Source organism: Microbacterium sp., from assembly GCF_039812165.1.
In the GTDB taxonomy this organism is placed as follows: domain Bacteria; phylum Actinomycetota; class Actinomycetes; order Actinomycetales; family Microbacteriaceae; genus Microbacterium.
In genome coordinates this window covers 18,246-35,355 of the sequence record NZ_JBDIAB010000003.1, presented here as the reverse complement: position 1 = coordinate 35,355, position 17,110 = coordinate 18,246, and the positions used below count along the sequence as shown (strand labels likewise).

General features: G+C 72.0%; 14 protein-coding genes and 1 tRNA gene. 9 read left to right on the top strand and 6 right to left on the bottom strand.

Features of this window, described 5'->3' with window-relative positions:
- Positions 1–5 precede the first annotated feature (5 nt).
- The 3 genes from WML84_RS00750 to WML84_RS00740 are packed head-to-tail and all read right to left on the bottom strand — an operon-like array spanning position 6 to position 4,211.
- Positions 6–1,274, bottom strand: coding sequence for a DUF1116 domain-containing protein (locus WML84_RS00750; protein ID WP_347344243.1), 1,269 nt, complete (start codon positions 1,272–1,274; stop codon positions 6–8).
- 38 nt (positions 1,275–1,312) lie between these two features.
- Complete coding sequence (fdrA, locus tag WML84_RS00745; protein ID WP_347344242.1) at positions 1,313–2,992, bottom strand: acyl-CoA synthetase FdrA; 1,680 nt, start codon at positions 2,990–2,992, stop codon at positions 1,313–1,315.
- 1 nt (position 2,993) lies between these two features.
- Complete coding sequence (locus tag WML84_RS00740; RefSeq protein ID WP_347344241.1) at positions 2,994–4,211, bottom strand: MFS transporter; 1,218 nt, start codon at positions 4,209–4,211, stop codon at positions 2,994–2,996.
- A gap of 206 nt (positions 4,212–4,417) precedes the next feature.
- Between WML84_RS00740 and allD the strand changes: the two genes are divergently transcribed.
- Together allD and WML84_RS00730 are read left to right on the top strand one after the other, a co-directional pair.
- Positions 4,418–5,461 (top strand): ureidoglycolate dehydrogenase, encoded by a 1,044-nt coding sequence (gene allD, locus WML84_RS00735; RefSeq protein WP_347344240.1) that lies wholly within the window; start codon positions 4,418–4,420, stop codon positions 5,459–5,461.
- An 83-nt stretch (positions 5,462–5,544) separates the two neighbouring features.
- Positions 5,545–6,522, top strand: a complete 978-nt coding sequence (locus WML84_RS00730) for a hypothetical protein (protein WP_347344239.1) — start codon at positions 5,545–5,547, stop codon at positions 6,520–6,522.
- 9 nt (positions 6,523–6,531) lie between these two features.
- Here WML84_RS00730 and WML84_RS00725 read toward each other — a convergent pair whose 3' ends face one another.
- Positions 6,532–8,538 carry a DUF262 domain-containing protein gene (locus WML84_RS00725; protein ID WP_347344238.1) on the bottom strand — a complete coding sequence of 669 codons (2,007 nt, stop codon included), beginning with the start codon at positions 8,536–8,538 and terminating at the stop codon, positions 6,532–6,534.
- 142 nt (positions 8,539–8,680) lie between these two features.
- Between WML84_RS00725 and WML84_RS00720 the strand changes: the two genes are divergently transcribed.
- The 5 genes from WML84_RS00720 to WML84_RS00700 all read left to right on the top strand — a co-directional run bounded on the left by WML84_RS00720 (position 8,681) and on the right by WML84_RS00700 (position 14,159).
- Positions 8,681–9,454: a hypothetical protein gene (locus WML84_RS00720; RefSeq protein ID WP_347344237.1), complete on the top strand. Its 774-nt coding sequence runs from the start codon at positions 8,681–8,683 to the stop codon at positions 9,452–9,454.
- A gap of 125 nt (positions 9,455–9,579) precedes the next feature.
- Positions 9,580–10,365 carry a DeoR/GlpR family DNA-binding transcription regulator gene (locus WML84_RS00715; protein ID WP_347344236.1) on the top strand — a complete coding sequence of 262 codons (786 nt, stop codon included), beginning with the start codon at positions 9,580–9,582 and terminating at the stop codon, positions 10,363–10,365.
- On the top strand, positions 10,362–11,315 hold the full coding sequence (pfkB, locus tag WML84_RS00710; RefSeq protein WP_347344235.1) for a 1-phosphofructokinase: 954 nt from the start codon (positions 10,362–10,364) through the stop codon (positions 11,313–11,315). Before WML84_RS00715 ends, pfkB begins: the two co-directional genes overlap by 4 nt.
- A gap of 15 nt (positions 11,316–11,330) precedes the next feature.
- Positions 11,331–13,844, top strand: a complete 2,514-nt coding sequence (locus WML84_RS00705; protein ID WP_347344234.1) for a fructose-specific PTS transporter subunit EIIC — start codon at positions 11,331–11,333, stop codon at positions 13,842–13,844.
- A 45-nt stretch (positions 13,845–13,889) separates the two neighbouring features.
- Complete coding sequence (locus tag WML84_RS00700; protein WP_347344233.1) at positions 13,890–14,159, top strand: HPr family phosphocarrier protein; 270 nt, start codon at positions 13,890–13,892, stop codon at positions 14,157–14,159.
- A gap of 94 nt (positions 14,160–14,253) precedes the next feature.
- On the opposite strand, the gene WML84_RS00695 is transcribed toward WML84_RS00700, so the two are convergent.
- Both WML84_RS00695 and WML84_RS00690 read right to left on the bottom strand, forming a co-directional pair.
- On the bottom strand, positions 14,254–14,430 hold the full coding sequence (locus tag WML84_RS00695) for a hypothetical protein (protein WP_347344232.1): 177 nt from the start codon (positions 14,428–14,430) through the stop codon (positions 14,254–14,256).
- Between the two features lie 19 nt (positions 14,431–14,449).
- Complete coding sequence (locus tag WML84_RS00690) at positions 14,450–15,088, bottom strand: MBL fold metallo-hydrolase (RefSeq protein ID WP_347344231.1); 639 nt, start codon at positions 15,086–15,088, stop codon at positions 14,450–14,452.
- 96 nt (positions 15,089–15,184) lie between these two features.
- On the opposite strand from WML84_RS00690, the gene WML84_RS00685 reads away from it, so the two are divergent.
- Both WML84_RS00685 and WML84_RS00680 read left to right on the top strand, forming a co-directional pair.
- Positions 15,185–15,260, top strand: a tRNA-Glu gene (locus tag WML84_RS00685).
- A 287-nt stretch (positions 15,261–15,547) separates the two neighbouring features.
- Positions 15,548–17,029 (top strand): glycosyltransferase, encoded by a 1,482-nt coding sequence (locus tag WML84_RS00680; RefSeq protein WP_347344230.1) that lies wholly within the window; start codon positions 15,548–15,550, stop codon positions 17,027–17,029.
- Positions 17,030–17,110 lie beyond the last annotated feature (81 nt).

Sequence of the window (17,110 nt, the reverse complement as noted above, 5' to 3'; positions counted from 1 at the left end):
CGGGATCAGTCGACCTCGACGCCGTACTTCGCGGCGAGGGCCTCGAGGGCCTGCTCGAAGCACGCGAGGGGCGCGCGCACGGTGCCCGCGCCGACCTGTCCCTTGCCGGCGATGCGGTGCGCGATGCCGGTGTTGATGAGCGGGGTGATGCCGGTCGCGACGACCTTGCGGACGTCGACGCCGATGCACGCGCCCTGGAAGTCCCACGTCGGGATCGGCAGGCCCGAGTTGTGGCCATGGACGATCTCGAGCATCTCGTTCGAGACCGCGAGGGCGTCGCCGAACCCGCCGGCGCCCACGAAGCGCGTGACGCCGGGAGCGGCGATCATCGCCATGCCGCCCACCCCGTACGTCTCGGTGATGGCCGAGTCGCCGATGTCGGGGTTGGCGTCGTCCTGGCTGAACCCGGTGAAGAACAGGCCCTCGGGCGTGTTCACCGGCGCCTCGAACCACTGGTCGCCCAGGCCCGCGACGCGGATGCCGAAGTTCTTGCCGTTGCGGGTCATCGCGGTGACGATCGAGCCCTCCTCGATCGTGCGCGCGGCGTCCATGATCGCCTTGCAGGTCGCCATCATGACGTTGAGGAAGAACTGGTCGGTGTCGGCGAGGAACGTGAGGATGCGCTCCTTGCGCGCCGGCTCCAGGTCGAGCGTCGCGATCGGGCCGGCGAGCTTGGTGAACAGCAGGGCGGATGCCGCGATGTTGCGCTGGTGGAACTCGTCGCCCATCGTGATGGCGCGCGCGATGAGCGGCATGAGGGCGAGGCCGTCCGGCATGGTCGCGAGCGCGCCGGCGATCGCCGGGCCGAGGTCGTCGGCCATCCAGTGCAGGCGCGCGACGACCTCGTCGTCGTAGGCGCCGAAGCGCAGCACCTTGCCGATGCCCTCGTTCATGGTGCAGAAGGCGCGGTTGCCGTTCGAGCGCTCCTCGACGACCAGCACGGCCATGGAGCGGCTCGTGATCCCGCCCATCGGGCCGACGGCGCCGACGTGGTGGCACGGGATGTAGGCGACCTCCGACGCGAGGAGCGCGCGCGCGTCCTCCTCGTTGTCGGCCCAGCCCTCGAAGAGGGCGGCGCCGACGCACGAGCCCTGCATGGGGCCGGTCATCTCCTCGAAGGTGATGGGCGGTCCGGCGTGCAGCAGGACCTTGCCCTCCTCCAGCTCGGGGATGACGTCGCCGGCGCGGACGACGTCGACGAGCACGGGCTGAGCGGCGGCGATCTTCTCGACGACCCGCTCGTTCGCGGCCTCGATGGTGGCGGCGTGGTTCATGGGGACCTCCTTGGTTGTCAGGTGAGAGTCGGAGCGGGTCACGTCAGCGCCGCGAGGATGCGCTGCAGGCGGCGGTTGCCGCCCGCCAGCGGCGACCAGGTGTACTGCACGACGCGCCCGCCGTACTGCTGGATGGGGTCGGCGAAGGCGGGGAGGCCCACGTTGACGACCTGCGGGGTCTCGGAGACCAGCCGGCGGGTCGCCTCCGGCACCTCCTGCGCGGTGCGCGACGCGCCGATGCCCTCGAGCACGGCGAGGGCGTGGCGGACGGCGGCGGCGTTGGAGTCGAGGACGACGACGCCCGCGTCCTCGAGGATGCGCACCTGCTCGTCGAGCGGCTGCGGGTCCTTGTCGGTGCCGCACACGCTGGCGATCACGACGACCTCGCGCCCGGCGGCGCGAGCGGCCTCCTGACCTTCGACGAGCGCGGGGGCGATCGCGCCGGCGGGATCGGCGTGCGAGCCGAAGCCGGTCACGACGTCCAGGAGCAGGACCGCGAGCTCCGGGTCGTCGAACGCGTCGCGGATCATGTGCGCGCGCAGCGACGGGTCGATCATCGGGTGCGGGCGGCCCTGCGTGTACATGTCGTCGCCCAGATCGATGACCGTGTGGCCGTCGTGGTGCAGCATGAACCCGGCGTGGTGGTCGGCGTCGGTGGGCACGTCGAGCGCCCGCGCGATGAGGATCGCCGCCTCGCTGGCGAGCGTGCCGCCGCAGAAGAGGCCCCTGATCGTGCGCTGCCCCGCGGCGAAGGCCGCGGGGGCCTCGCCGACCGGGCCGGCGACGCTCACCGCGAGGCGCGCCGCCTCCTCGAGCGTGCCGGCGAAGCGGATGTTGCCGTCCTGCTCCGTCTCCGGACGCTCGCCGAGGAGGATCGCGACCACCGGCGTGGCGAGCTCCTGGCAGACCTCGAGCACGCGGGCGCGCACGGAGGGGGCCGGGGGCTTGGAGACCAGCACGATGACGCGCGTGGCGGGATCGGCATCCAGCGCCCGGAGGGCCTGCAGGCACGTGATCGCGCCGACCTTCTCGGACAGGTCGCGGCCGCCCAGGCCGATGGCCTGGCTGACGCCCCCGCCGGCCTTGTCGATCTGGACCATGACCTCCTGCGTGCCGGTGCCGGAGGCGCCCACGATGCCGATCGGGCCCGGGTTCACGACGTTCGTGAACGCGAGCGGCAGCCCGCCGAGGCTCCCGGTGCCGCAGTCGGGGCCCATGACGAGCAGTCCCTTGTCGCGGGCCTTCGACTTCAGGCGCACCTCGTCGTCGACCGGGATGTTGTCGGAGAAGACGAACACGTGCAGGCCCTTGTCGATGAGCCGCTCGATCTCGGGAGCCGCCTGCTCGCCGGGGATGGACACGAGCGCGAGGTTCGCGTCGGGCTCGGCGGCGAGGGCGCGCTCGAGCGAGCGCACGCGCGGGTAGGTCGCCGCGGCCGAGCGGCTCGCCTGGTTCTTGATGAACTCGGCGACCTTCTCCTCGATCAGGGCGACCGCGGAGGGGTCCGCGGACTCCAGCGCGATCACCATGTCGGTGGGGCCGGCGGGCTCCAGGTCGGGGGAGCCGAACCCGGTGTCGGCGAAGATGTCCTTGTTGGCGGGGGTCCCCATCATGATCGACACGCGGTCGACCTCGGGCAGTCCGCTCAGCTGCGAGCTGAGCATCATCAGGCTGACGGAGTCCTGATAGGTGTTGGGCTTGATGACGATCGACAGCACGTCAGCTCACGGCCTTTCTGGGTTCTTTGAGGGCGAGGGCGGCGATGAAGGCGATCGCCAGCAGGCCGATCGCGAAGTAGAAGCCGGTGTCCCACGATCCGGTCGCGTCCACGAGGAAGCCGGTGATGTACGGCGCGAGGATCGCGGACGACATGCCGATGAAGTTGAACATGCCGAACGCCGTCGCGGTGATCTGCGGCGGGGCGTTGGTGCCGGCGAGGGCCACCAGCAGCGGGTCGGTCGCGAGCTTGCCGGACACGCCGTACAGGATGAGCGCGGTGATGACGAGCGGCATCGACGGGGCGAACATCAGCAGCAGGATCGAGGCGATCGCCGTCGGGAAGACGACCATGAGCAGGGGCTTGCGGCGCCCGATCCGGTCGGAGAAGTACGCGATCAGGAGCGCCGCGGGCACCGACGTCCACGCGGTCAGCGACGAGACGAAGCCGGTCTCGGTGGCGGGCACCCCGCGCACCTCGGCGAGGTAGGTCGGGAGCCACGTGATCATGACGAAGAACCCGTAGATCGAGCAGAACACCATGATGAACGTGAGCACGAGGTTGCGGCTCTTGAACAGGCTCGACAGGCCCGGCTTGGGACCGGCGTCCGCGTCGAAGGCCTTGCGCGGCGGCTCCTTGATGAAGATCCACATCAGGATGCCGGCGATCACGGTCGGGATCGCGAAGACGTAGAACGGTGCGCGCCAGCCGGCCTCGAGGTCGAACGCGATGTAGCTGGAGGCGATGAGGCCGATCGAGATGCCGAAGGCCTGTCCGGAGTTGATGATCGCGGTGCCGAGCGTGCGGAACCGCTCCGGGATCATCTGACCCGACAGCGAGTACTGCGGGCCGTAGTAGAAGCCCTGGCCGAAGCCGGCGAACGCGCGCATCAGGAAGAGGATGCCGACGGCTCCGGCGAACCCGGTGAGCCCGGTGAAGATGCCGAAGATGAAGAAGCCGATGACGATGAACTTCAGGCGCCCGAACTTGTCGCCCAGCATGCCGGAGGGCACCTGCACGATCGCGTAGACGAGGAAGAAGACCGAGTTCAGCAGGCCCAGTCCCGCCTTGTCGAGGCCGAACTCCGCGCCGATGTCCGCCATGACGGGGTTGAGGATCGTGCGATCGGCGTAGATGAAGACCCAGCCGAGGAAGAACAGGAGGGCGACGACCCACCATCGCGTCGTCGCGCGCGGCGGTGTCTCGGTCGATGTGGACATCGGCATCCTTTCGTTCAGACGTTCTCGTCTCGGTTGTATACCAAGCGAGAATCGACCACGGGACCGGTTCACCGTGGATATTCGTTACCACCACAGTAGATGCTGGCGCGGCTCGAGCGAAGGCGCCACGGCCAGGGTGCACGATCCTCTCTGATGGCATACCATGTGGGCACATCGTCCGCCCCATCGTCCCGTGGAGGTCCGCCGTGCTCGTCCCGATCGATCGACTGGAGGAGCTCATCGACGCCAAGCTGCGCGCGGCCGGGCTCGACGACGACGCGGCGCGTTTCACGGCGCACGTGCTGGCCTGGGCCGACGCGCGCGGCGTGCACTCGCACGGCGTCGTGCGGGTCGAGTACTACTGCGAGCGCATCGCCAAGGGCGGCCTGACCGTGCCGGCGCCGATCGAGATCACCTCGCGCACCCCGACGACGCACGTCGTGGACGCCGGCAACGGCTCGGGCTTCGTGGCCGCCCGCGCGGCGACCGCGCTCGCGATCGAGACCGCGCGCGAGCACGGCGTCGCCGTGGTCGGCACGCGCCGCATGGGCCACTCCGGCCCGATCGGCTACTACTCGCTGCAGCTGGCCGCGGCCGGCCTCGTCGGCCTGACCCTGTGCCAGTCCGATCCGATGGCGGTGCCCTTCGGCGGCGCCGACCCGTTCTTCGGGACCAACCCGATCGCGTTCGCGGCGCCCGTCGACGACGACCGCGAGTTCGTCGTCGACATGGCCACGACCGTGCAGGCGTGGGGCAAGGTGCTCGACGCCCGATCTCGGGGCGTCGCGATCCCCGACACGTGGGCGGTCGGCCACGACGGCCTGCCGACGACCGACCCGAACGACGTGCACGGCCTGCTGCCGATCGCGGGCCCCAAGGGCATGGGCCTCATGGCGATGGTCGACATCCTGTCCGGCCCCATGCTCGGCCTGCCGTTCGGTCCGCACGTCACGTCGATGTACGGCGACCTCACCGCCGGCCGCGAGCTGGGCCAGCTGCAGATCGCGCTCGACCCCGCCGTCTTCCGCGGCGACGGCGGGTTCGCCGCCGAGATCGGCCGCATGCTCGACGAGCTGACGTCGTCGCGCCCGGCCGAGGGCGTCGATCGCGTGCGCTACCCGGGCCAGCCCGAGCACGAGCGCTATGAGCGGTCGCTGCGGGAGGGCGTCGACATCGTCGACGAGCTGTACGAGTACCTGATCGGCGACGCGATCCACTTCGACCGCTACTCCGGCGCGTTCTTCTCCTAGCGTCTCGCGGCCGCATCGGCGAATGGCCGCTCCCGTCCACCGCGCGATGCGGAATACTGGCCCACAGCGGGCGAGGAGGACGCATGGGACGGATGCCGGAGCTCACGGCGCTGCTGAACACGGCGCTGCGCACGCGCGTCGCGAGCGTCGACGAGCTGGTCGCCCTGACCGACGCCGATCCCGAGGCCACGCGCGAGGCGGTCGGCCAGCTCCAGCGGCTCGGCTTCCTCAGCGTCACGAGCGGCGTGATCACCTACCGTCGCCCGGACGTCACGGTCTCGGGCGTGTCGCGACGCCTGCTGATGACGGTGTCGGAGCACCTCGACGAGACGATCGCGAACGCGCAGGACGTGCTGCAGGCGCTGCCCGGCCTCATCCAGGCGTGGAACCTCGGCAACTCGGGCGAGCACGCGCTGCCGATCGACGTGCTGCACGGCCCGTGGGCGCCCGCCGAGATGTGGACGCTGCACTTCGCGCGCAGCACTCCGGCGCACTGCGACCTGTGCATGCCCGAGACCTCGCTGCTGTTCGACCGCCCGCGCGACGCCGCGTCGCTGTGGGCGGCGCGGGTCGGCGACGGGCTGAGCGTCCGGCTGCTGCTCAGCGTCGCCGACGCGACGAACCCGGCCGCGCGCGCCCGGCTGCAGGCGGAGCTCGACGCCGGCGTGGAGGTTCGCATGCACCCGCACCTCCCGAGCCTGTTCTGGGTGTCCGATCGCGACACCGTCGGCATCCCCCTGGAATGGGGCCAGGGATGGCCCACGAGCGTCATGGCCGTGCAGTCGCCCGCTCTGGCCGCCGTGCTGGCGTGGCTGTTCGAGCGGCTCTGGGGCGAGGCGCTGCCGGTGGGCGGCACGGGACCGCGCTCGTGGGAGCCGATGCTGCGGCTCATGAGCCGCGGCCTGACGATGGAGGCGGCCGCGCACGCGCTCGGCCTCACCCCGCGCACGGGACGTCGTCGCGTCGCCGAGGCGATGGCCCACTTCGGCGTCACCAGCCACTTCTCGCTCGGTGCGGCGTGGGGGAGGGCGCAGGCGTCCGCGCCTCCGGCGGTCGACTGACGCCGTCGGCTACATCGCGTCGCCGATGTAGGAGTACTTGAGGAAGACCTCGGGCGCGTAGCCCGCCTCGTCGAGCACCCCCTGCACCGCGGTGAGCATGTACTTCGAGTCCCAGCCCATGTAGAGGTACTGCCCCTCGCCGAGCTCGTCCCACTGGCCGTTCCACGCGCGCGCGGGATAGACCGGCCCGCCGCGACGGGCGCTGAAGTCGACGACGCTCTGCCGCGAGTCGGCCCACAGCCGCTTGAAGATGCGGTTGAAGAGGTACTTGACGTCGGGCACCTCCCAGTGCTCGCCGCGGTACTCGACGTAGTCGAACTCGCGCTGCCAGCCGGGCGGCCAGCCGCGGCGCTGCCGGGCGTCGAGGATCGGGGTCAGGCCGTCGTCGTCGATGTCGGTCACCACGGGCCGGCGCCACACCCGCACGAACAGGTCGGTGAGCGCCTCGGTGCGCGCGGCGATCGCCCCGGTGCCCCACGCCGTGGCATCCGCCAGCGCACGCGTCTGCGGCACGGCGCTGCGCGCGTACAGCGCGCGCTTCTGCGGGAACGAGGCGTCGAGCGCGCGTTCGGCGAGCGGCTGCTCGAGGAGGGCCAGGTTGCCGAGCGTGGGCGCGAGGGCACGATGGCTGTTCTGCTCGTCGTCGGAGTACTCCGACCAGGGGCGGATGCCGTCGCCGCTCCAGTCCTCGGAGGGGACGAGCGGGAACACGTGCTCGACGTCGAGACCGCGCGGGTCGACGTCGGCGAGCCGGCCCAGCACGTAGGCCGCGTGCGGCAGCGCGCTGTAGCGGAGCGCGATGCGGATGCGCTCGTCGGAGGGGGTGATGCGGGCGAACGCGCGCGCGAGCGCGTCGCCGCCCTCGTCGGCGGCCCGGCACAGGCGGGCGACCAGCCGGTCGTCGCCGATGCCGACGACCTTGCGGCGCAGCAGCAGGGACTGCAGCTGCTCGAGCGCGGCGATCAGCTCGTCGCGGCTCAGCGACCCGTGCGCGTGATCGCGGTACAGGCGCATCGCGAGCGGGTACGTCGCGCGCCCGAACGTGTTGAGGTGGGCCACGTGGCGGCCGATGCCGGGGTCGGGGACGCGTGCCGGGTCGAGCAGCAGCCCGTAGATCTCGGAGAGCTCGCGCCAGCGCGCGGCGTGCTCGCGCAGGGTCTCGGCCTCCAGCCGGGGGAACTCCTGGCGGAACGCGTCGTACACGCCGCGGCCGCCGGCGGCGGTCACCTCGCGACCGGTGAGCATGACGAGGTAGTGGCGCCAGAAGGCGCCGATCGCCTCGCCCGTGTTCTGCTCGATGGGCAGCCAGTACTCGTCCTCGATCTCGCTCTGCTCCGCGTGCGAGAGGCCCATCAGCACGTAGTTGTGGATCAGCTCGTGGTCGCGCAGCGGCTCGCCGGTGGAGTTGAGGCTCTCGAAGATCTGCTGGGCGTTGGCGTCCTCGCCGAGCGTGATCGAGACGTGCTCGAGCTTGCGGAGCCCGTTCCAGACGTGCGCGGCCTCGTCGGGGCGGATCTGGCTGCGGAAGAACGCGTAGTTGTCGTCGAAGCGCGACTCGCGCTGCGCGTCCTCGGGCGCGCGGCGGTCGAGCACGACGCTCTCGAACACGTCCGCCCACGCCCGGTGGGGGCGGAGCTTCGTGCGGCCGGCGTCCTCGGCGCGGACGAGCACGCGTTCCAGCTCGGCCGCGAGGGCGGCGTCCTGACCCTTCAGCGAGTGGTGCAGGGCCGCGACCAGCAGCATGAGGGTCGTGATGCGCTGCTGGCCGTCGATGAGCACGAGGTGCGCGTCGTCGTCGCCGTGGGTGCTCGCCGTCGACAGGATCGACCCGATGAAGTGGGTGTGCGCGTCGTCGGCCGCGGCCACCGCGCGCACGTCGCCGAGCAGCTGCTCGCACCCGCCGATGTCCCAGCGGTACTGCCGCTGATAGACGGGGACGACGATCGTGGTCTCGGATGCCGAGAGCCAGGAGATCGTGTTGACGGCGGTCGCTTCGACGTTCGTGGCAGTGCTCATACCTCTCCAAACGCCGCCGAGTCTAGTACGCGCGAATATCCTCGGCCGTGATTGAGCGGCCTTTCAGACCCTCGAAGGTAGGCTCGCCTAAGTCGGGCCTGTTAAAACGTGCTGGCCCCCTACGAAAGGCATGATTCACATCATGGGTTACATCAAGTCCGCCGCTCTCGAGGAGACCGGCTACGTGGTCCTCGACAGCTACAACCAGGAGCTGGACCCCAAGGAGTGGCTCGACATCGAGTACAACGACTGGAAGTCCTCGGGCGACACCCGCTTCGCGCCGCTCGCGAGCGCGTTCGGCGAGATCGAGTGCAACGGCTTCTGGAACCACAAGCCGCCGCGCACCGACAAGGACGGCGTCTGGATCGACTCGCAGGTCGAGAAGGCCCCGAACCTCACCCGCCGCGCGCAGGAGCCCGGCGCCAACGTCGGCCGCTGCCGCGTCATCGAGCTGCAGCCCACGCCCTACGGCGAGTGCCTCTACAACCTGCACCAGGACGACAACAACCGTCTCAACCCCGACGGCACCGGCTGGGTCGTGCGCGGCTTCTTCAACCTCACCGACGACAAGGACAGCTACTTCGTCCTGCGCGAGAACCGCACCGACCCGCAGGGCGAGGTCCGCATCGCGCTCCCGGCCGGCGCGCAGCTGATCATCGACACGCAGCGCCTGTGGCACGCCGCGACGCACAACGGCACCGAGCCGCGCTACTGCCTGATCACGTCGTGGACGAGCGGCCCCGAGCTCGACGCCTACATCGAGAAGCACAACGGCGTGAACCACGTCGAGAGCGTCGAGGTGCCGCAGGAGATCCTCGACGCCGGCTACGCCGAGCAGGCCCGCAAGGACGCCGCGCGCGCGGCGTACTACGCCGCCAAGGGCCAGGCCGAGGTCCTCGCGATGAGCGAGGCCTGATCGCACGGCGATTCCCTCACGGCGCCCCGGTCCACGCGGACCGGGGCGCCGCTTTTTCCCGGTGCGCACCGTTGTCTTTGCTTTGGTCTGTGTTGTAACGTGTGGCCTGACCCGAAGGGGACCGCATGTACGCGACGGAGCGCCAGCAGCACATCGAGCAGCTGATCGCCGTCGACGGTCGTGTCGCGGTCGTCGAGCTCGCGCAGCGCTTCGGGGTCACCACCGAGACGGTGCGTCGCGACCTCGACCAGCTCGAGCGCGCCGGCGCGGTGCGCCGCGTGCACGGCGGTGCGGTGGCCCCGGGCCGCGCGAGCACCGCCGAGCCGTCGATCGCCGAGCGCGCCTTCCGGCACAACGAGAGCAAGCAGGCGATCGGGCACCGCACGCTCGCCGCCGTCGACACCGCCGCGGTCGGCTCGGTCTACCTCGACGCGGGCACGACGGTGGCCGCGGTCGCGCAGCAGCTCGCCGACCGCGTGCGCCACGGCGGCGGCCAGGTCGAGGTCGTCACCCACTCCATGGCGATCGCCCACATCCTCGCCGGCGCGCCCGGCGTCGAGCTCACCGCGATCGGCGGACGCGTCCGCAGCCTGACCGCCGCGGCCGTGGGAGCCGGCACCGTGCAGGCGATCTCGGCGCTGCGCCCCGATCTCGCGATCGTCGGTACGAACGGCATCTCCGCCGCGTTCGGCATGAGCACGCCCGACCCCGACGAGGCCGCCGTCAAGCGCGCCATCGTCCGCTCCGCGCGTCGCGTCATCGTCGTCGCCGACGCCGATAAGTTCGACCACGAGCTGCTCTTCTCGTTCGCCGACCTCGCCGAGATCGACGTGCTCGTCACCGACTGCCCCCCACCGACCGCGCTGTCCGCAGCGCTTCGCGACGCCGACACGGAGGTCTGGATCGCATGATCGTCACTCTCACCGCCAACCCCTCGCTCGATCGCACCATCACGCTCGAGGCCCCGCTGCGGCCCGGCCAGGTGCAGACCGCGACGGACGTCCGCGAGGACGCCGGCGGCAAGGGCATCAACGTGTCGCGCGTCGTGGCCGCGGCGGGCGTGCCCACGATCGCCGTGCTGCCGCTCGACGACGCCGACCCGTTCGCGGCGGCGCTCGCGGGCACCGGCATCCCTACCCGGGCGGTCCCGATCACCGGGTCGGCGCGCTCGAACATCGCCGTGACCGATCCAGCGGGGACGACCACGAAGCTCAACCTCCGCGGCGTGACCCTCACCGACGCGGATGCCGCGGCGATCGTCGACGCGGTCGTCGACGCCGCCGAGGGGGCGACGTGGCTCGTGCTGGCCGGCTCGCTGCCGCCGGGGCTGCCGACCGACTTCTACGTCACCGTCATCCGCGCCGTCCGCGAGCGCTGGGGGAGCGCGGCGCCGCGCATCGCGGTCGACACGTCCGGCCCGGCGCTGCACGCGGTGGTGGCCGACGGCATCCCGGATCTCATCAAGCCCAACGACGAGGAGCTCGCCGAGCTCGCCGGCATCGACCTCGACCCGTCCGCCGAGCTCGCCGACGCGGTGCTCTCGGTCGCGCGCACGCTGGTGCCGGAGCGCTCCCGCGCGGCGCTCGTGACCCTCGGCGCGCACGGCGCGGTGCTCGTCACCGCCGACGGCGCCCTCGTGGGAACGCCGCCGCGCATCCAGGTGCGCAGCACGGTCGGCGCGGGCGACAGCTCGCTGGCCGGCTTCCTGCTCGCCGACACCGCCGGCAGCGCCGCCGACGAGAGCCTCCGCCACAGCATCCGCTACGGCGCGGCCGCGGCGTCGCTGCCCGGCACCCAGGCCCCCACTCCCGCCGATCTCCCCGCCGGGGACGTGTCGGTCCAGCCCCTGAACCCCCGTTGACCAGAGGAGGTCCACGTGTCCGACACCATCACACCGGCGCTCGTCAGCCTTGACGAGAATCTCGGTGCCGACAAGCAGGCGGTGATCGCGTCGCTGGCGGCGCGTGTGGCCGCCGAAGGTCGTGCGTCCGATGCCGACCGGCTCGCCGCCGACGCATGGGCGCGCGAGCAGAAGGACGAGACCGGGCTTCCCGGCGGCATCGCGATCCCGCACGCGAAGAGCCCCGCCGTGCAGCAGGCCTCGCTCGCGTTCGCCCGCCTGACGCCCGGCGTCGAGTTCGGCGCACCCGACGGGCCCGCCGATCTGGTCTTCCTGATCGCCGCGCCCGACACCGCGGCCGAGGAGCACCTCGCCGTGCTGTCGAAGCTCGCCCGGAGCCTCATGCAGGACGAGTTCACCTCGAGCCTGCGCGCGGCCAAGAGCGCCGAGGAGGTCGTGCACATCGTGCGCGTCGCGATCGGCGAGGAGGAGCCGGCGCCCGTCGCCGAGACCGGCACGATCACGCCCGCGCTCATCAGCATCGACGAGGATCTGGGAGCCGACAAGCAGGCCGTGATCGCGTCGCTCGCCGCGCGCGTGACCGCTCAGGGACGCGCGAACGACGCCGAGCGGCTCGCCGCCGACGCGTGGGCGCGCGAGCAGAAGGACGAGACCGGCCTCCCGGGCGGCATCGCGATCCCGCACGCGAAGAGCCCCGCCGTGCAGCAGGCCTCGCTCGCGTTCGCGCGGCTGAAGCCGGGCGTCGAGTTCGGCGCCCCGGACGGCCCGGCCGACCTCGTGTTCCTCATCGCCGCGCCCGACACGGCCGCCGAGGAGCACCTCGCCGTGCTCTCCAAGCTCGCCCGCAGCCTCATGCAGGACGAGTTCACCTCGAGCCTGCGCGCCGCCTCGAGCGCCGACGAGGTCGCGCACATCGTGCGCGTCGCGATCGGCGAGGAGGAGGCCGCACCCGTGGCCGAGACCGCCGCCCCCGTCGCGGCGGCAGCGGCCGCCGCACCGGTCGCGAGCGGTCTGACCGTCGACGGGCGCCCCGCGCGCATCGTCGCGGTCACGGCGTGCGCCACCGGCATCGCGCACACCTTCATGGCGGCCGACGCCCTCACGGCGACCGGCAAGAAGGAGGGCGTCGACCTCATCGTCGAGCCGCAGGGCTCCAGCGGCTACAAGGCGCTCCCGCAGGACGTCATCGACCGCGCGGATGCCGTCATCTTCGCCGTCGACGTCGACGTGCGCGTCCCGCAGCGCTTCGCCGGCAAGCCGGTCGTCCGCGCGGGCGTGAAGGCGGGCATCGAGCGTCCCGGCGAGCTGATCAGGCAGGCCGTGGCGGCCGTGAACGACCCGAGCGCGGAGCGCGTGAGCGGCTCGGCCGCCGCGGCGGCCGCCGCCGCCGACGCGCCGAGCGAGTCGGTCGGCGCACGCATCAAGCGGTGGCTGCTCACCGGTGTGAGCTACATGATCCCGTTCGTCGCCGGCGGCGGTCTGCTGATCGCGCTGGGCTTCCTGCTCGGCGGCTACAACGTCACCGACGACGCCGCGACGGTGATCATCCAGAACTCGCTGTGGGATCTGCCCGCGGGCGGCGTCGGACAGTACCTGGGCTCGGTCGCGTTCATGATCGGCTCGACTTCGATGGGCTTCCTGGTCCCGGCGCTGGCCGGCTACATCGCGTTCGCGATCGCCGACCGACCCGGCATCGCGCCCGGCTTCGTCGCCGGCGCGGTCGCGAACATCATGTCCGCGGGCTTCCTCGGCGGCATCATCGGCGGTCTCCTCGGCGGCTTCATCGCCTGGTGGCTGGGCCGGCTCGACGTGCCGCGCTGGCTGCGCGGCCTGATGCCGGTCGTGATCATCCCGCTCCTCGCCTCCATCGTGGCGTCGGGCCTCATGATCGCGTTCCTCGGGCGGCCCATCGCCTCGCTCATGGCGGCGATGACCGAGGGCCTGAACAGCCTCGCGAGCACGGGCGCGATCGTGGTCGTCGGCATCATCGTCGGCCTCATGATGTGCTTCGACCTCGGCGGTCCGGTCAACAAGACGGCCTACGCGTTCGCCGCGGCGGGTCTGAGCGCCGGCTCGGCGACCAACACCACGCCGTACCTCATCATGGCCGCGGTCATGTGCGCCGGCATGGTGCCGCCGCTCGCGATGGCGCTGGCCTCCACGGTGCTCGGCCGCAAGCTCTTCACCCCGGTGGAGCAGCAGAACGGCAAGGCGGCGTGGCTGCTCGGAGCGGCCTTCATCTCGGAGGGCGCGATCCCGTTCGCGGCCGCCGACCCGCTCCGCGTGCTCCCCGCCTCGATGGTGGGCGGCGCCGTGACCGGCGCCCTGAGCATGGCCCTCGCCGTGGAGTCGCGCGCACCGCACGGCGGCATCTTCGTGTTCTTCGCGATCGACCCCTTCTGGGGCTTCGTGGTCGCGCTGGCCGCGGGGACCGTCGTCACGGCGCTCGTCGTGATCGCCCTCAAGGCGTTCGTGCGCAAGCGTCCGGTGGTCGAGGAGGCCGCCGCGCCGGTCGCCGTCGCCGCCTGAGCACACCCTTCCATCCGTCACAACCCCAACCAGAAAGAGAAGAACATGGCAGAACGCACCGCCACCATTGCGAGCAGCTCGGGCCTCCACGCCCGTCCCGCGAAGCTCTTCGTGCAGGCCGTCCAGGCCACCGGCGTGCCCGTGACGATCGCCGTCGAGGGCGGTCCCGACCTGAACGCAGGCAGCATCCTCACCCTCATGGGCCTCGGCGCGACGCACGGCAGCGTCGTGACCCTCAAGGCCGAGGGCGAGGGCGCCGAGGAGGCGCTGGACAGCCTCGTCGCGTTCCTCGAGATCGACCACGACGCGGCCTGATCGCGCGGACGAAGAGCGGATGCCGTGGGTTCACGCCCACGGCATCCGCTTCTCTCGTCCCGCCGACTCGCCGGCCTGGCGCGCTCGCGCGGCGTCAGTCGCGCGGGCGGGAGCCGCGTCCCGAGCCGCGCCGCAGCACCCACGCGTAGACGAGGAAGGCGAGCGCGAGGGCGGCGCCGCCGAAGCCGAAGAGGAGGTTGCCGCCGACGAGCCCCCAGATGCCGAGCAGCAGCCAGAGCATCGCGAACAGCGCGATCCGCAAGGGTGTCATCGTCTTCCGTCCCGTCGCATCAGACGTCGGCGTGGTCGCCGGGATCGAGCGCGACGAACGAGCCGCCGCCCTGCTGGACGGCCCAGTCGAGGCGCTGGCGGTGCATGCCCAGGCCGATCGCCGAGAGGGTCATGTCGTGCGTGCCGAAGGCGCGACGCGGGGCGACGGCGAGCACGAAGTCCATCGCCTCGCCGATCTTGAGCCAGGGGGCGCCCACCGGGGCGGCGAGCAGCTGCACGTCGACGTCGCCGGGCACCGCGTACGAGTCGCCCGGGTAGTAGAACGCGCCGTTCACGAGCACGCCCACGTTGTCGATCACCGGGATCGACTCGTGGATGACGTTGTGCCGTCCGCCGAAGAACGAGAGCGTGAACGGGCCGGCGGTGACGGTGTCGCCGGGCGCCACGACGGTGACGTCGTAGCCCGACGCGGCCGCGGCGACCCCGGCGGGACCGAAGATCGGGATGCCGGGGGAGCCGGCCAGGATGCGGTCGAGGTGCTCGCCCGTCCAGTGGTCGGGATGCTCGTGCGTCAGGACGATCCCCACGACGTCGTGCAGGCCCTCCAGAGGGCGCGTGAAGTTCCCCGGATCGATCACGAGGGTCTTGCCCTGCTCCTCGAGACGGAGGCAGGCGTGTTCGTGCTTCGTGACGCGCATGGCTCCAGTCAAGCCCCTCCGCGGCGGCCGGGGCAAGGCGGTCGCCGCCGATTTGTACGGCGGGTGATCGTCATGCATACTTGAACGGTTGTCAGCGGCCCCATCGTATAGCGGCCTAGTACGCCGCCCTCTCACGGCGGTAACGCGGGTTCGAATCCCGCTGGGGTCACCAATGACAAGAGAGCCGGTCCGCAAGGGCCGGCTCTCTTGTCATTGCTGGTGCCGGTTGGTGCGGAGGACCCGCTTCGGGGGGTCCCGCTCCGCCCGAGGCTCCGCGCGCCGCGCAGCGGCGTGTGGAGTGGCGGAGTGGCCGAATCCCGCTGGGGTCACCAATGACGAGAGAGCCGGTCCGCAAGGGCCGGCTCTCTCGTCGTTCACGGCATCGGCGGATCCATAGCAGCAACGCGGCCGGTCTGAAAGGGCCCGCGCGGCGGTGCCGCCGACCCCTATCCTGATCACGTGCTCCGAGGATCAGCCCTTCTGCCGCGCGGCCGGCACTTCGCCCTGACCTGGGGCATCCCCGACCAGTACGGCGGGATGACGAGCGCGCTGCTGCATCGCTCGCGGGCGTTCCGGCGCCTCGGCGGCGTCGACGTCGGCATCCTGACCCTCGACGACCGTCCCGACTACCCCGAGCTGGAGCAGCGGCTGCTGCGCGCCGGCGAGCTCGTCGCGGGCGTGCGGATCCGCAACCTCTGGGACGACCTGCGGCAGCGGCCGCCCCGGCCGAAGGGGCAGCCGGTCGACGCGGCCGACCCGCTCGAGCCGCACGACGACGACACCGTCGTCGTGCACGAGGGCGTCGTCCTGGTCCGCGAGCGTCGCGATGCCGAGGGGCGCACGATCGCGGTGGACCGCTTCCGCCGCGACGGCACGCTGCTGGCCACCGACCGCCTGGTCGGCAAGCACCATCGGATCGTCGTCCACGGTCTCGACGGGTCGCCGCTGCGCGCGTGGGCCTCGACCTGGCGGCTCTACCGCTGGTGGCTCGACCGCGTCACGGGCGGCCGGCAGAGCTTCCTGCTCGTGGACTCGAAGACCGCGGCGCGGTTCGTCACCGGCTACCGCCGCGCCCACGTGGTCACGGTGCACGTCGTGCACGGCGCCCACCGCGACGAGACGGCACCGGGCGAGCTGCGCTCGTCGCGCGAGTACGCGCTGCGGCGCGCCGAGGACTTCGACGCGATCGTGGTGCTGACGCGCCGCCAGCGCGACGACCTCGTCGCCGACGGCGTCGGCGGCCGGCTCCGCGTCATCCCGAACGGCGTCGCCGTCCCGCGCTCCGGCCGGCGAGGGCACGCGCCCGCCCAGGGCGTCATGCTGGCATCCCTCACACCGCGCAAGCGTGTCGCCGACGCCGTCGAGGCCGCCGTCCGGGCGCACGCGGCCGAGCCGCGGGTCGTGCTCGACGTCTACGGCGACGGCGAGGACGCCGATGCCGTCCGCCGGCGGATCGCCCACCTGGGCGCGGAGGACGTCGTCCGCCTGCGCGGGCACGACCCGCACGCGCGCGAGTCCTTCCAGCGCGCCGGGTTCAGCCTGCTGACCTCGTCGTCGGAGGGTCTGCCGCTCGTGCTCGTGGAGAGCATGGGCGCGGGCTGCATCCCGATCGCCTACGACATCCGCTACGGACCGGCCGACATGATCCGCGACGGACGCGACGGCTTCCTCGTCGCCGAGGGCGACATCGACGCGATGGCGAGCCGCATCGTCGACCTGCAGCGCATGCCGCACGCGCGCCTCGAGGCGATGCGGCGACGTGCCCGCGCGCGGGCGCGCGAGTTCTCGGATGCCGCGATCACACGCCGGTGGGCGCGCGAGCTCCACGGCCTGCGGGCGGGGCGCAGCATGGCGGCCGTCGCCGACGCTCCGCGGGCGATGCGCCTGCGGCGGCGCGCGGGGCTCGTGCGGGCACGCGTGCTCCGGTTCCTGGGGCGCTGAGCGGACGGCATCCCGCCGCCGCCGTCGGCGCTGCGCCCGTCCCTCGACGCGCGATAGGTTCAGTGGCAGAGGGCCGCGACC

What these genes read in the sequence shown, in the direction of transcription:
- WML84_RS00725 (WP_347344238.1), bottom strand. Translation starts at nt 8,538, where the DNA reads ATGAGCACTGCCACGAACGTCGAAGCGACCGCCGTCAACACGATCTCC.
- WML84_RS00740 (WP_347344241.1), bottom strand. Translation starts at nt 4,211, where the DNA reads ATGTCCACATCGACCGAGACACCGCCGCGCGCGACGACGCGATGGTGG.
- WML84_RS00750 (WP_347344243.1), bottom strand. Translation starts at nt 1,274, where the DNA reads ATGAACCACGCCGCCACCATCGAGGCCGCGAACGAGCGGGTCGTCGAG.
- WML84_RS00700 (WP_347344233.1), top strand. Translation starts at nt 13,890, where the DNA reads ATGGCAGAACGCACCGCCACCATTGCGAGCAGCTCGGGCCTCCACGCC.
- WML84_RS00730 (WP_347344239.1), top strand. Translation starts at nt 5,545, where the DNA reads ATGGGACGGATGCCGGAGCTCACGGCGCTGCTGAACACGGCGCTGCGC.
- pfkB (WP_347344235.1), top strand. Translation starts at nt 10,362, where the DNA reads ATGATCGTCACTCTCACCGCCAACCCCTCGCTCGATCGCACCATCACG.
- WML84_RS00690 (WP_347344231.1), bottom strand. Translation starts at nt 15,088, where the DNA reads ATGCGCGTCACGAAGCACGAACACGCCTGCCTCCGTCTCGAGGAGCAG.
- WML84_RS00715 (WP_347344236.1), top strand. Translation starts at nt 9,580, where the DNA reads ATGTACGCGACGGAGCGCCAGCAGCACATCGAGCAGCTGATCGCCGTC.
- WML84_RS00720 (WP_347344237.1), top strand. Translation starts at nt 8,681, where the DNA reads ATGGGTTACATCAAGTCCGCCGCTCTCGAGGAGACCGGCTACGTGGTC.
- WML84_RS00695 (WP_347344232.1), bottom strand. Translation starts at nt 14,430, where the DNA reads ATGACACCCTTGCGGATCGCGCTGTTCGCGATGCTCTGGCTGCTGCTC.